We start from the raw sequence: 13213 nt of genomic DNA on the forward strand, positions 1-13213 counted from the left end.
GGCAGGCGATTGCCCCACCCCGGCCGTCGGCATCGTTCAAAGACACTGCAACACAGCGAGTTTACCGCCTGTACCGCTCACCTGGCGTGGACGGCCGACGGGCGGTCGCTCGGACCGAGTTTCGCACCGTCTCCGATGAGATCACCTGACTTCCAGGATGTTTCGCGGGTCAGCCGATGCCCCGCGCCCGCCCCTCCCGTCGAGCCGAACCATGAGTGAGCCATCCCGAGTGCCGCCGACAGTCCCACCGCCGACAACGGGCCGCCGACTCGCCGCGAAGAGGGCTGGCCGCGCGACGTCTTCGTGAGCGCTCGCGCGACTGTGCCCCGGGACGTCGCGAAAACCAGTCGACGTCAGGACGATTCAGCCCCCAATTCGATGCCGCCCGCGCCGCGCCGATGAAGTGGCCGGACAGGCCCTCGTACGTATCACGCGCAGCCATCACCGCAATCACATCGTCGCAACGGCGTGCGCGGTGGAATCCGTTCGGCGGGAGCCGCCAAACGAATTTGCTAGACCCTTTGCGGGCTGCGTAAGGCGGCGAGCTCGCCGGCCGTGTTGACATTGGTCAGCGAGGCCTGCTCGGGCATCACGATCCGCTGCGTGTCCACCCGGTCAACCAGCGCGCGCATGCTGCGCTCACCGGCGGCCACCAGCTCGGCCGCTCGGGTGGCCAGCGACGTGCGGTAGATGCCCGCGAGGTAGTGGTCGCGGCCGTCCCACGGCAGCACCACGTCCGCCCCGAGGCGCACGGCTGGTCCGGCCAGCTCGTCGAGGAGCTCGACCGACAGCAGCGGCATGTCGACGGCGCACACGAAGGCCAGCTCCCGACCGGCCTCGGCGGCCGCGCGCAGCCCGCGACCCGTCGCCAACAGCGGACCCACCCCGCGGACCTCGTCGCGCAGGACCTGAGCATCGAGCGCCGGCAGCGCCTGACCCGGCGCGGCGATCACGAATATCGGCGCGCAGCGCGGTTTGAGGACGTCGACCATCCGCTCGACCAGGGTGGTGCCCCCGTACGGCAGCGTGGCCTTGTCGCGGCCCATGCGGCGGGATGCCCCGCCCGCCAGGATGACTGCGGCCAGCGGAGCGGTGCTCGTCATGCCCGTGACGTTAGTCGACGGTCCAGGTGTCTTTGCCCCGAAGCAGCGACTGCAGTGCGGCCGTGTCGTGCGGCTTGGCGTCGCGGGCCGACGCCACCTGCTGGCGCGCGGCGTCGTCGTAGGTCGGCTTGTTCACCTGGCGGAAGATGCCCATCACCATGTGCTCGAGGCTCTGCTCACTCAACCGCGACAACGCGAAGGCGTAAGCCGGGTCGGCGAGGGTGGCGTCGTGCACGACGATCTCGTCGGCCGACACGTCGGCGGTCTTCGCGATCTCCAGGCCGTAGCCGGACTTCACCACGCAGTACTCGCCGTCGGCGCCGAAGGTGACCGGCTCGCCGTGGGTGAGGTTGATCAACCGTTCCTCGGCGCCCTCCTTGCGCAGCGCGTCGAAGGAGCCGTCGTTGAAGATCGGGCAGTCCTGCAGGATCTCGACCAGCGCCGCACCACGGTGCGCCGCCGCCGCCCGCAGCACCTCGGAGAGGCCCTTGCGGTCGGAGTCCAGGGCGCGGCCGACGAACGTCGCGTCGGCGCCGAGCGCCAACGACACCGGGTTGAACGGGTAGTCCAGCGAGCCCATCGGGGTGGACTTGGTGATCTTGCCGACCTCGGACGTCGGCGAGTACTGCCCCTTCGTCAGGCCGTAGATCCGGTTGTTGAACAACAGGATCGTGATGTTGATGTTGCGGCGCAGCGCGTGGATGAGGTGGTTGCCGCCGATCGACAACGCGTCGCCGTCACCGGTGACCACCCACACCGACAGGTCCTCGCGCGCCAGGGCCAGCCCGGTCGCGATGGTCGGCGCACGGCCGTGGATCGAGTGGAACCCGTAGGTCTCCAGGTAGTACGGGAAGCGACTCGAGCAGCCGATGCCGCTGACGAACGCGATATTCTCGCGGCGCAGTCCCAACTCCGGCAGAAAGTTGCGGATGGTGTTGAGGATGACGTAGTCACCGCAGCCGGGGCACCAGCGGACTTCCTGGTCGCTGGTGAAGTCCTTGGACTTCTGCGGCTGGTCGGTCGTCGGAACCCGGCTGGTGCCGGTCGTCAACCCCAGGTCAGTTCCGACCAAGTCAGTCATGCGTTCACTCCCACACCAGTCGCACCGACCTCGACCGTGGCGGCCGCCAGGCGGGCGAACTTGGCCTTGTCGATTTCCTTCTCACCCAGTGTTCCGTCCAGGGCGGCGTCGATGATGCCCTCGACCTCGTCGGCGAGGAACGCCATGCCTTCGACCTTCGTGACCGACTGAACGTCGACCAGGTACCTGCCGCGCAGCAGCAGGGCGAGCTGCCCGAGGTTCATCTCCGGGCAGACCACCGTCGGATAGCGCCTCAGCACCTCGCCGAGGTTGCCCGGCAGCGGATTCAGGTTGCGCAGATGCGCCTGGGCGACCTTGACGCCCTTGCGTCGCGCCCGCCGGCACGCCTCGCCGATCGGGCCGAAGCTGCTGCCCCAGCCGATCAACAGCAGCTCGGCGTCCCCGGTCGGATCGTCGACCTCGAGGTCCGGGACGGTGATGCCGTCGATCTTGGCCTGCCGCAGCCGGACCATCAGGTCGTGGTTCTTCGGCTCGTAGGAGATGTTGCCCGAGCCGTTGGCGGCCTCCAGGCCGCCGATCCGGTGTTCCAGCCCCGGCGTGCCCGGGACCGCGAACTGACGCGCCAGGGTTTCCGGGTCGCGCGCGTACGGCTGGAACGGCTCGTCCGGGCTGGCGAACGTGTGCTCGATGGGCGCGTAACCGCCGACGTCCGGAATGCGCCACGGCTCAGAGCCGTTGGCGATCGCACCGTCGGACAGAATGACCACCGGGGTGTGGTAATTCACCGCGATGCGGGCAGCCTCGACCGCCACATCGAAGCAGTCCGACGGCGAGCGCGGTGCGAGCACGGCCACCGGCGACTCGCCGTTGCGCCCGTACATCACCTGCAGCAGGTCGGCCTGCTCGGTCTTGGTCGGCAGGCCCGTCGACGGTCCGCCACGCTGCACGTCGATGACGATGAGCGGCAACTCGGTCATCACGGCCAGGCCGATGGCCTCGGATTTCAGCGAAATGCCGGGGCCGGAGGTGCTGGTGACGCCGAGCGCGCCGCCGTAGGACGCGCCGATCGCGGCGCCGATACCGGCGATCTCGTCCTCGGCCTGGAAGGTCAGCACGTTGAAGTTCTTGTGCTTGGACAGCTCGTGCAGGATGTCCGACGCCGGCGTGATCGGGTAGGTGCCGAGCACGATCTGCAGGTTGCTGAGGTGGCCCGCGGTGACGAGCCCGTAGGCCAGCGCGGTGTTACCCGAAACCTGGCGGTACTCGCCCTCTTTGAGCTTGGCCGGCGAAACCTCGTAGGTGGTGCCGAATGCCTCGGTGGTCTCGCCGTAGTTCCAGCCGGCCTTCAGCGCGAGCACGTTGGCCTCGGCGATGTCGGGCTTTCGGGCGAACTTCTCGCGGATGAACGCCTCGCTGTGCTCGAGCTCGCGGCCGTACATCCACGACAGCAGGCCCAGCGCGAACATGTTCTTGGCGCGCTGACCGTCCTTCTTGGAGGCGCCGATCGATTCGACCGCACCCAGCGTCAGGGCGGTCATCGCCACCGGCTGCACGACGTAGTCCGAGAGCTCTTCGCTCTCGAGCGGGTTGGACTCGTAACCGACCTTGGCGAGGTTGCGCTTGGTGAACTCGTCGGAGTTGGCGATGATCAGGCCGCCGCGGGGAAGATCGGAGATGTTGGCCTTCAGCGCCGCCGGGTTCATCGCGACGAGGACGTCGGGGCGGTCGCCGGCGGTGAGGATGTCGTAGTCGGCGATCTGAATCTGGAAGGACGACACCCCGGGCAGCGTGCCCTGCGGCGCGCGGATCTCGGCGGGGTAGTTCGGCTGGGTCGCAAGGTCATTGCCGAACAGCGCGGCCTCGGAGGTGAACCGGTCACCGGTGAGCTGCATGCCGTCGCCGGAGTCGCCGGCGAACCGGATGACGACCTTCTCGAGCTTCTGCCGAGGGCCCGCGCTTCCCGGGCTGACCGCGTTGTCCTTCGCCGCCACTAGGCCTGCCTTCCGCCCTGTCTGGCGAAGTCCTCCGAGTCGCAGTCGAGCCGACGCGCCCGTCGGTGGACGTCCACCAAAGATTTCATGTCACTGGCAGTACCGATTATTGCACTTTCCTTAGGTAGCCCTTTACCCGACTCGCGGGTGCGGGGCAGCGTTACGCCGGCCGAACGCGCTGCTCAGCAGTTGTGTCGGGTGGTCTCGTGAGACAGAACTGTGTTGTTCGTCACGGTCACGAGACGGAGATTCCTAAGGAATTTGTTACCGATCGGTAGCTGGCTGCTAGCAGTGGCTAAGCAGTCGCTCAGCGCTCTGGCGGACGCACCCGATGACGCCGTAGCCGCAGGCTGGCGGGTCGGGTGTGGCGGCGCTCGTGCCAACGCAACTTGAGCAGCAGCACCTGCCGGTGCGCCGAAAAACCCACGGAGAGCGGATCACGCCAGGCTGCTCCGCGGGAGCGTCCGGGATCTACGTCCATGACTCCATTGTGCCGATTCCGTCGAATACGGCACGCCGACGCGCGTCCCCTGTGGTGTCGATCGCATGAATTCACCGCCAACACGGCTGCGCACCGCCCGCCTAGGCTGGTCCCATGGGTCGTGTCACCGCGAGGCGCCGGGTGCAGCACGTCACCGCCGAGGATGCGGTCGCGCGTCCGGAGACCCTGGTGGTCGAGGAACCGCTGGAGATCCGGGTCAACGGCGTGCCCATCACCGTGACCATGCGAACGCCGGGCTCGGACATCGAACTCGCCCATGGCTTCCTGCTCACCGAGGGTGTCATCACCCGCCGTGCCGACGTGCTGACCGTCCGCTACTGCAAGGGCGCGGGCCCGGACGCCGTCAACACCTACAACGTGCTCGACGTGACGCTGGCGCCGGATGTGGCGATGCCTGATGTCGACGTGACCCGCAACTTCTACACCACCTCCTCGTGCGGGGTGTGCGGCAAGGCGTCGCTGGACGCGGTGCGCTTGATCAGCAGGCACGCGCCCGGCGACGACCCGGCCACGGTCACCGCCGAGACCCTGTCCGGGTTGCCGCAGCGCCTGCGCGACGCGCAGAAGGTGTTCGCCAGCACCGGCGGCCTGCACGGCGCGGCGCTGTTCGACGCCGACGGCGCCACGCTGGCGGTACGGGAGGACATCGGCAGGCACAACGCCGTCGACAAGGTCATCGGGTGGGCGCTCGAGCAGGACCGCGTCCCCTTGACCGCCACCGTGCTGCTCGTCAGCGGCCGCGCATCCTTCGAACTCACCCAGAAGGCCGTCATGGCCGGTATTCCCGTGCTGGCCGCGGTGTCGGCGCCCTCCTCGCTGGCGGTTGACCTCGCCAGCCAGTCCGGCCTGACGCTGGTGGCGTTCCTGCGCGGCGAGTCGATGAACGTCTACACCCGGCCCGACCGGGTGGTCCGCTAGCGCGAATCCGCGCCTGCCTGCAATCTCCACCCGATCTCCACGAAACCTCCAAGCTCGCGCGACCGTCGTCGCCGAGCATCGGAGCCATGCCAGAGATCCTCATCGCCACGCTCTCCCCCGTCGGCCATTTCGGCCCGCTGCTCAACGTCGCCCAGGGCCTCGTCGACCGCGGTGACCGTGTCACCGTTCTGACCTCACCCGAGCATGCCGCCAAGATCCGCGCCGTCGGCGCCGTCGCCGAACCCATTCCGGCCGAAGCCGATCTGGACCTGACCCGCCCGGACGTCGATCTCGCCGGACGCGCCGAGACCTCCGGCATCAAGCGGATCAACTGGGACATCGTCAGGCTGTTCCTGCGCCCCATGCCGCACCAGGCGCGTGCCCTCACGACCGTGATGGCGCGCACGAAGTTCGACGCCGTCATCACCGACGCCGGGTTCTTCGGCATCACGCCGTTTCTCCTCGGCGATCCCGCCGCCCGCCCGCCGGTGTTGACCTATTCGACGACACCGCTGATGCTCAGCAGCCGCGACACGGCACCGGCCGGCATGGGGATGGCGCCGTCGACGTCGTGGGCAGGGCAGCTGCGCAACCGGGCGCTGACCGCGCTGTCGCACAAGGTGCTGCTGCGCGAGTCGCACGCGGTGGCCAACTCGCTGCTGGACCAGCTGAACAGCCGGCCGCTGCCGATGTTCGTCCTCGACTCGGCTGTGCTGGCCGACCGCTACATCGCACCGACGGTTCCGGAGTTCGACTACCCGCGCAGCGACCTGCCCGCCAACGTCCGCTACGTCGGCGCGGTCCACCCCCGCCCGTCGCGGGATTTCCGGCTGCCGCCGTGGTGGTCTCGGCTCGACGGCGACCGGCCGGTCGTGCACGTCACGCAGGGCACCGTCGACAACGCCGATCTGGGGCGGCTGCTCGAACCGACCATCGAGGCGCTCGGAGGCGAGGACGTCGTCGTGGTGGCCACCACGGGCGGTCGCGACGTGTCGGAGCTCGATATCAGGCTGCCGATGAATACCTTTGTCGCCGAGTACATTCCGCACGATGTGCTGTTGCCCAAGGTCGACGTCATGGTGACCAACGGCGGCTTCGGTGCGGTGCAGCGCGCGCTGGCGTCCGGCGTGCCGCTGGTCGTCGCGGGCAACACCGAGGACAAGCCGGAGGTCGCCGCACGGGTGGCGTGGTCCGGCGCAGGTGTCAACCTCAGGACCGGCACGCCCAGTGTGGGGGCGGTGCGCACCGCCGTGCGGGAGGTGCTCAACGACGACGGGTACCTGCGCCGGGCGCGCGAACTCGAAGTGGCGTTCGCCCGCCGCGACGGGGTCGCCGAGATCGCCGCCCTCGTCGACGAGGTGATCAGCGAGCGTCAGGCCGTGGCGCGATGAGCCCCTGCGCCGATCCGTTCGGCCGCCCGCCCACCCCGCCGCAGCCCGATGGCGGGTGGGGTAGCCGGTTACGCATGCCCTTCAGCCGTCTCACGAGGAAGGTCAAGCCATGGTCAGCCAACTGCAGTTCGTCGCGATCGCGGTCTTCCTGATCTGGGGACTCGCCAGCTCGCTGTGCGACGTGCTCCCCCCGGGGCGCGACGAAGCGCACCTGGTGTCGCGGGAACGCGGCCCCCTGCGGCCGCGGGACTGAGCCGTCAGGCGGACTTGTCGCGGCGCTCCGGGCGCGACGGCTTGCGCGGCACGATGGTCGGCAGCACGTTGTCCTCGACGGTCTCCTTCGTGACGACCACCTTGGCGACGTCGTCGCGGCTCGGGATGTCGTACATCACCGGCAGCAGGACTTCCTCCATGATGGCGCGCAGACCTCGGGCGCCCGTGCCGCGGTGGATGGCCTGATCGGCGATGGCCTCCAGCGCGTCGGCGGCGAACTCCAACTCCACGCCGTCCATCTCGAACAGCCGCGTGTACTGCTTCACCAGCGCGTTCTTCGGCTCGGACAGGATCTTGACGAGCGATTCCTTGTCGAGGTTCGTCACCGACGCCACGACCGGCAGGCGGCCGATGAACTCGGGGATGAGCCCGAACTTGATCAGGTCCTCCGGCATCACCTCGGCGAAGTGATCCTGGGTGTCGATCTCGGCCTTGGAGTGCACCTCGGCGCCGAAGCCCAGGCCGCGCTTGCCGACCCGGTCGGAGACGATCTTCTCCAGCCCGGCGAACGCGCCCGCGACGATGAACAGCACGTTGGTGGTGTCGATCTGGATGAACTCCTGGTGCGGGTGCTTGCGACCGCCCTGCGGAGGCACCGACGCCTGCGTGCCCTCGAGGATCTTCAGCAGCGCCTGCTGCACGCCCTCGCCGGAGACGTCGCGGGTGATCGACGGGTTCTCGCTCTTGCGGGCGATCTTGTCGACCTCGTCGATGTAGATGATGCCGGTCTCGGCGCGCTTGACGTCGTAGTCGGCGGCCTGGATCAGCTTGAGAAGAATGTTCTCGACGTCCTCGCCGACGTAGCCGGCCTCGGTCAGTGCGGTGGCGTCGGCGATCGCGAACGGCACGTTGAGCATCTTGGCCAGCGTCTGCGCGAGGTAGGTCTTACCGCAGCCGGTGGGCCCGAGCATCAGAATGTTCGACTTGGCCAGCTCGACGGGCTCGGTGCGGGAGTCACGCATCTTCTCGCCGGCCTGGATGCGCTTGTAGTGGTTGTAGACGGCCACGGCCAGTGTGCGCTTTGCGGTGTCCTGACCGATGACGTAGCCCTCGAGGAACTCGCGGATCTCGGCCGGCTTGGGCAGGTCGTCGAGTTTGACGTCGTCAGCGTCGGCGAGTTCCTCTTCGATGATCTCGTTGCAGAGATCGATGCACTCGTCGCAGATGTAGACGCCGGGCCCCGCGATGAGCTTCTTGACCTGCTTTTGACTCTTCCCGCAGAACGAGCACTTCAGCAGGTCACCGCCGTCTCCAATGCGCGCCATGGTGGTGGGGTCCTACTTTCCTCGCGGTCGGTAATGAATCTCTTTACTGGTCACTCGGGTGTTGGAACCCGACGCTACCCGTTCGTTCCGGCGCGGGGCGACCGATAAAGCCGAATCGCGTCGGTGGTATTTAACTGTGTCGCGCAAACATATCGTTTGACGAGCCACGTACCCCTCGGAACGCGCCGCCGTGTCGCTGGCGTGTCGCCCCCGTTACCGGACCGAGAGGACGTCTGCCCCCAACGTACCCGCACTCCGGCAAGGGTCGCTCTGCTACCGGCGGCCGGGGCCGACCGGACGCGGGCCGACACGGATTTCGACGTGCGCGGGCAGTTGGGGCAAGGACACGTATATCGACGGCTACTGGGTCGCCACGGACGAGCCGCAATAAGCCCGGCCGTCAGCGCGGCCACTCCTGTCGTCGCCGGCCCCGGCGAGGGTCAGGCGGTCTGCGCGGAGAGCTTGCGGTACTCCAGCACCGTGTCGATCACGCCGTACTCCTTGGCCTCCTCGGCCGTCAGGATCTTGTCGCGGTCGGTGTCCCTGCGGATCTGCTCGGCGGACTTGCCGGTGTGGTGCGCCAGCGTCTGCTCCATCAGGGTGCGCATGCGCTCGATCTCCTTGGCCTGGATCTCCAAATCGGAGAACTGGCCCTGGATGACACCGGACAGCGCGGGCTGGTGGATGAGCACGCGGGCGTTCGGCAGTGCGAGCCGTTTGCCCGGGCTGCCGGCGGCCAGCAGCACCGCCGCGGCCGACGCGGCCTGGCCCAGGCACACCGTCTGGATGTCGGCGCGCACGTACTGCATGGTGTCGTAGATCGCCATCAGCGAGGTGAACGAACCACCGGGCGAGTTGATGTACATGGTGATGTCGCGGTCGGGATCCAACGACTCGAGCACCAGCAGCTGGGCCATGATGTCGTTGGCCGACGCGTCGTCGACCTGCACGCCGAGGAAGATGATGCGCTCCTCGAAGAGCTTGTTGTACGGGTTGGACTCCTTGACGCCGAAGCTGGAGTGCTCGATGAACGACGGCAGGATGTAGCGGGCAGTGGGCGTAGGCCCACGATGTGTGAGTTCCGTGTGATCGGTCATGAGTCGAGTCCTGCTCCTGGTCCTGAGCCGTTGATGCTGGCGCTGGTGATGATGTGGTCGACGAAGCCGTATTCGAGGGCTTCCTGTGCGGTGAACCAGCGGTCGCGGTCGGAGTCGGCTTCGATCCGCTCGATCGTCTGTCCGGTGAACTCCGCGTTCAACCGGAACATCTCCTTCTTGATCACCGCGAACTGCTCGGCCTGAATGGCGATGTCGGCCGCGCCGCCGGTGATGCCGCCGAGCGGCTGGTGCATCAGGATCCGGGCGTGCGGCAGCGCGTAGCGCTTGCCCTTGGTGCCCGCGGCGAGCAGGAACTCGCCCATCGACGCCGCCATGCCCATCGCGTAGGTGGCAACGTCGCACGGCGCCAGCACCATCGTGTCGTACACCGCCATCCCGGCGCTGATCGAACCGCCGGGTGAGTTGATGTAGAGGTGGATGTCCTTGGTGGGATCTTCGGCGGACAGCAGCAGAATCTGGGCACAGAGCTTGTTGGCGATGTCATCGTCGACCTGCGAGCCCAGGAAGATGATCCGCTCGGCCAGCAACCGCTCGTAGACCGAGTCGACAAGATTGAGGCCTGGTGAGGCGCCACGCATGTGGGTCACGACTGCTTACCTGCTTTCTTCCAAAGTCTTCGGTGTCACCGACATTAACCAACCCGCGAGGACGCGCACTCCCCAGACGGGCCGCGTTCGCTCACAGCGTCACTTGGCGTCGGCCGGTTCCGCCTCCGCCGCGGCCGGCTCGGCCGCTTCTTCAGAGCCTTCCGAGCCTTCCGACCCTTCCGAGCCTTCCGCAGCCCGGGTGCCCGGGCGGCCGAAGAACTCGGTGGTGTCGATCACGTTGCCGTCGGTGTCGGTGACCGTGGCGCCCTCGACGACGACGGCCACCGCCAGGCCGCGGCGCACATCGGCGAACAGCGCGGGCAGCTGGTTGTTCTGCTGCAGGGCCTGCAGCAGCTGCTGGGGCTCCATGCCGTACTGCTGAGACATCAGCACCAGCCGCTCGGTCAGGTCATTCTGGCCGACCTGCACGTCGAGCTTGTCGGCGATCGCGTCCACCAGGAGCTGCGTCTTGATCGCCTTCTCCGCGTTGGTGCGGTTGTCGGCGTCGAACTGCTCACGGCTGCTGCCCTGGGCTTCGAGCGCCTCGGCGAACCGGGCCTCGTCGTGCTCGAGGCCGTGGATCGCGTTGTGCAGCGTGTCGTCGATCTGGGCCTGCACCACCTTCTCCGGCAGCGGCACCTCGACCTGGTCGAGCAGCGTCTCGAGCGCCTTGTCGCGGATCTGCTCGGCCTGCTGCACCCGCTTGACGCGGCGCACCTGCTCGACCAGTGAGTTCTTCAGTTCCTCGATGGTGTCGAATTCGCTTGCCAGCTGGGCGAAGTCGTCGTCGGGCTCGGGCAGCTCGCGCTCCTTGACCGACTTCACGGTGACGGTGACCTGAGCCTCCTCGCCGGCGTGCTCGCCGGCGGCCAGCTTGGTGGTGAATACGCGGGTCTCGCCCTCCTTGAGCCCGACGATCGCGTCGTCGAGGCCCTCGACCAGCTGCCCGGAGCCAACCTCGTGCGACAGGCCCTCGGTCGCGGCCTCGGGCAGTTCCTTGCCGTCGACGGTCGCGGACAGGTCGACGGAGACGAAGTCGCCGGTCTCGGCGGCGCGCTCGACACCCTTGAGCGTGCCGAAGCGCGCCCGCAGCGACTGCAGCTCGACGTCGACCTCGTCGTCGTCGATCTGGACCGGGTCGACGGTGATCGTCAGCTCGGTCAGGTCAGGCAGGGCGATCTCGGGACGGATGTCGACCTCGGCGGTGAACGTGAGGTCCTCGCCGTACTCCTTCTTGGTGATCTCGATCTCGGGCTGGCCGAGCGGGCTCACCTCCGACGACGTCACCGCCTCGGTGTAGCGGCCGGGGACGGCCTCGCTGACCACCTGATCGAGCATCGCCTCGCGGCCGACGCGGGCCTCGAGCAGCTTGCGCGGCGCCTTACCGGGCCGGAAGCCGGGCAGCCGCACCTGCTGGGCCAGCTGCTTGAAGGCGCGGTCGAACTCCGGCTCGAGCTCGGCGAAGGGCACCTCCACGTTGATGCGAACCCGCGTCGGGCTCAACTTCTCGACCGTGCTCTTCACTTCTGCTCCTCATTTTCCCGGGGTGGATCTGGCGTCCGTTCGCGTGGCGGTCGGGGTGACAGGATTTGAACCTGCGGCCTTCCGCTCCCAAAGCGGATGCGCTACCAAGCTGCGCTACACCCCGTTCCCGTGGTGGTCGTCGACGAAAAACGCTCAAACGACCACGCGAGATACTACGGGTCAAGCACGCGAAGCCCTTAATTGGATTTGGTTAGGGTGCCGCCGGTACCATCTGCTCTTGCTGTACACGCGGGCGTAGCTCAATGGTAGAGCCCTAGTCTTCCAAACTAGCTACGCGGGTTCGATTCCCGTCGCCCGCTCCACCGGCCGACCTGGTAGACGAGTTATCCCAGGTCGGCCTTGGTTTTAATCAGCGGCTTGGAACCCCAACCGAACCCCGAATGGCGGCGCCACGCCGGTCGCAACTGCGCGGTGAACAAACCCCACCTGCCCCACAGGTAACAGCGGGCCGCTATTAAAGCAGGAGTTCTCACGAAAGTTGGGATGCGCCACGGCGTGTCATGCCCGTACTCCTCGGTGGGCGGCCATAAACTGGCAGCCACGCTCGAACAAACGAGCGATCTTGAAGCGCGGCCCAAAGCGGGCAGAAGGACCGAAACCAGCATGACGACCACCGACGACCAAGACCAATGGGTGCCCCTCGAGATCGGCGACGGGGAGGTCGAGACGTTCACCGCGCTCCGTGACGACGTTCCGCCGTGGCTGGAAGCCACGCTCTGGGCCTGGGTGTTCAGGCGGTTCACTGGGCAGTCTGCGTCGACCCTGTCCGAGATCTTTCGCGTTGAGCTGGCCCGAAAATGCGAGCGAGTGCTGCGGGTGCAAATCAGAGATGCAGGTGCCTGGTCTCCGGAAAAGGGCTATGCGGCATTAAGGAGAAGCTTCGCGGCGGCGCCACAAATTTGGAGGTTGGTCGACTTCTTGTTGGCAGAGACAGGCAGGAGCTACGCCACCAGCTTGCAGGACTCTCTTCTTGAGGCTGGGTCCGCCTGGCAAGTTGGCAAACGTAACGGCAAGGTCGGTCTTGTTCGCCGATTGCCCGAAGGCGTCAAGGTTGCGGCGCAAGCTGCCTTCGACAAGCCGAACGCAGGAAAGCGGCTCGCCACCGCGTGGGAGGACGCATTCGGCGTCAACCCAAATCCCTCGAAGGCCTACTGGTTCGCCGTCAAGGCAGTCGAGGACGCCAGCGCACCGGTGGTCATCCCGAATGATTCCGCGCCAACTCTCGGCAAGGTCATCAGCAGAATGGAACAGGGCGGGCAGTTCAATTTGCCTCACTTGCGTCAGGACCCCAGGGCGGCGACCCACGACGTCTTGCTCGGCATGCTGCGGATGCTGTGGGTCGGGCAGCACGACCGGCACGGTGGGCTCCCGCAATCGCCGCTCCCGGACGATGTCACCCAGCCTGAGGCAGAAGCAGCAGTCATGGCGGCTGTCACCCTTGTCGGATGGTTCGAGAGCGGTCACGTCCAGCAGTAGCT

The 13213-nt window shown here is 67.2% G+C and carries 11 protein-coding genes and 2 tRNA genes; 5 read left to right on the forward strand and 8 right to left on the reverse strand.

All coding sequences use genetic code 11. The features are described 5' to 3' along the window. Positions 1-512: 512 nt before the first annotated feature. Genes mobA through ABGB19_RS23370 form a run of 3 tightly spaced genes read right to left on the reverse strand, consistent with a single transcriptional unit; the run spans position 513 to position 4136 of the window. Entirely contained in the window at positions 513-1103 is a 591-nt protein-coding gene (gene mobA, locus ABGB19_RS23360) for a molybdenum cofactor guanylyltransferase (RefSeq protein WP_347688361.1), read from the reverse strand. A gap of 10 nt (positions 1104-1113) precedes the next feature. Next, positions 1114-2184 carry a 2-oxoacid:ferredoxin oxidoreductase subunit beta gene (locus tag ABGB19_RS23365; protein WP_347688362.1) on the reverse strand — a complete coding sequence of 357 codons (1071 nt, stop codon included), beginning with the start codon at positions 2182-2184 and terminating at the stop codon, positions 1114-1116. Next, complete coding sequence (locus tag ABGB19_RS23370) at positions 2181-4136, reverse strand: 2-oxoacid:acceptor oxidoreductase subunit alpha (RefSeq protein ID WP_347688363.1); 1956 nt, start codon at positions 4134-4136, stop codon at positions 2181-2183. The genes ABGB19_RS23365 and ABGB19_RS23370 overlap by 4 nt, the downstream gene beginning before the upstream one ends. 595 nt (positions 4137-4731) lie before the next feature. Between ABGB19_RS23370 and fdhD the strand changes: the two genes are divergently transcribed. From fdhD to ABGB19_RS23385, 3 genes are all read left to right on the forward strand, one after another. Further along, positions 4732-5556 carry a formate dehydrogenase accessory sulfurtransferase FdhD gene (gene fdhD, locus ABGB19_RS23375; protein WP_347688364.1) on the forward strand — a complete coding sequence of 275 codons (825 nt, stop codon included), beginning with the start codon at positions 4732-4734 and terminating at the stop codon, positions 5554-5556. An 86-nt stretch (positions 5557-5642) separates the two neighbouring features. Beyond that, positions 5643-6947, forward strand: a complete 1305-nt coding sequence (locus ABGB19_RS23380; RefSeq protein ID WP_347688365.1) for a nucleotide disphospho-sugar-binding domain-containing protein — start codon at positions 5643-5645, stop codon at positions 6945-6947. A 109-nt stretch (positions 6948-7056) separates the two neighbouring features. Beyond that, complete coding sequence (locus ABGB19_RS23385) at positions 7057-7200, forward strand: hypothetical protein (protein ID WP_347688366.1); 144 nt, start codon at positions 7057-7059, stop codon at positions 7198-7200. Positions 7201-7204: 4 nt separating this feature from the next. Here the strand turns inward: ABGB19_RS23385 and clpX are convergent, their stop codons facing one another. The 5 genes from clpX to ABGB19_RS23410 form a co-directional block, all read right to left on the reverse strand. After that, the gene (clpX, locus tag ABGB19_RS23390) at positions 7205-8485 is read right to left on the reverse strand and encodes an ATP-dependent Clp protease ATP-binding subunit ClpX (RefSeq protein ID WP_347688367.1); all 1281 of its coding nucleotides are present in this window, start codon (positions 8483-8485) and stop codon (positions 7205-7207) included. Positions 8486-8925: 440 nt separating this feature from the next. Further along, positions 8926-9582: an ATP-dependent Clp protease proteolytic subunit gene (locus tag ABGB19_RS23395; RefSeq protein WP_347688368.1), complete on the reverse strand. Its 657-nt coding sequence runs from the start codon at positions 9580-9582 to the stop codon at positions 8926-8928. Next, positions 9579-10181, reverse strand: a complete 603-nt coding sequence (locus ABGB19_RS23400) for an ATP-dependent Clp protease proteolytic subunit (protein WP_347688400.1) — start codon at positions 10179-10181, stop codon at positions 9579-9581. Before ABGB19_RS23400 ends, ABGB19_RS23395 begins: the two co-directional genes overlap by 4 nt. Before the next feature lie 108 nt (positions 10182-10289). Further along, positions 10290-11714, reverse strand: coding sequence for a trigger factor (tig, locus tag ABGB19_RS23405; RefSeq protein WP_347688369.1), 1425 nt, complete (start codon positions 11712-11714; stop codon positions 10290-10292). A 50-nt stretch (positions 11715-11764) separates the two neighbouring features. Then, positions 11765-11838, reverse strand: a tRNA-Pro gene (locus ABGB19_RS23410). Between the two features lie 125 nt (positions 11839-11963). Here ABGB19_RS23410 and ABGB19_RS23415 point away from each other — a divergent pair. Both ABGB19_RS23415 and ABGB19_RS23420 read left to right on the forward strand, forming a co-directional pair. Then, positions 11964-12037, forward strand: a tRNA-Gly gene (locus tag ABGB19_RS23415). Positions 12038-12218: 181 nt separating this feature from the next. Next, positions 12219-13211, forward strand: coding sequence for a hypothetical protein (locus ABGB19_RS23420; RefSeq protein ID WP_347688370.1), 993 nt, complete (start codon positions 12219-12221; stop codon positions 13209-13211). The last annotated feature ends 2 nt before the right edge of the window (positions 13212-13213 follow it).

Origin of the sequence: Mycobacterium sp. B14F4, from assembly GCF_039871645.1 — a bacterium.
Classification (GTDB): Bacteria; Actinomycetota; Actinomycetes; order Mycobacteriales; family Mycobacteriaceae; genus Mycobacterium.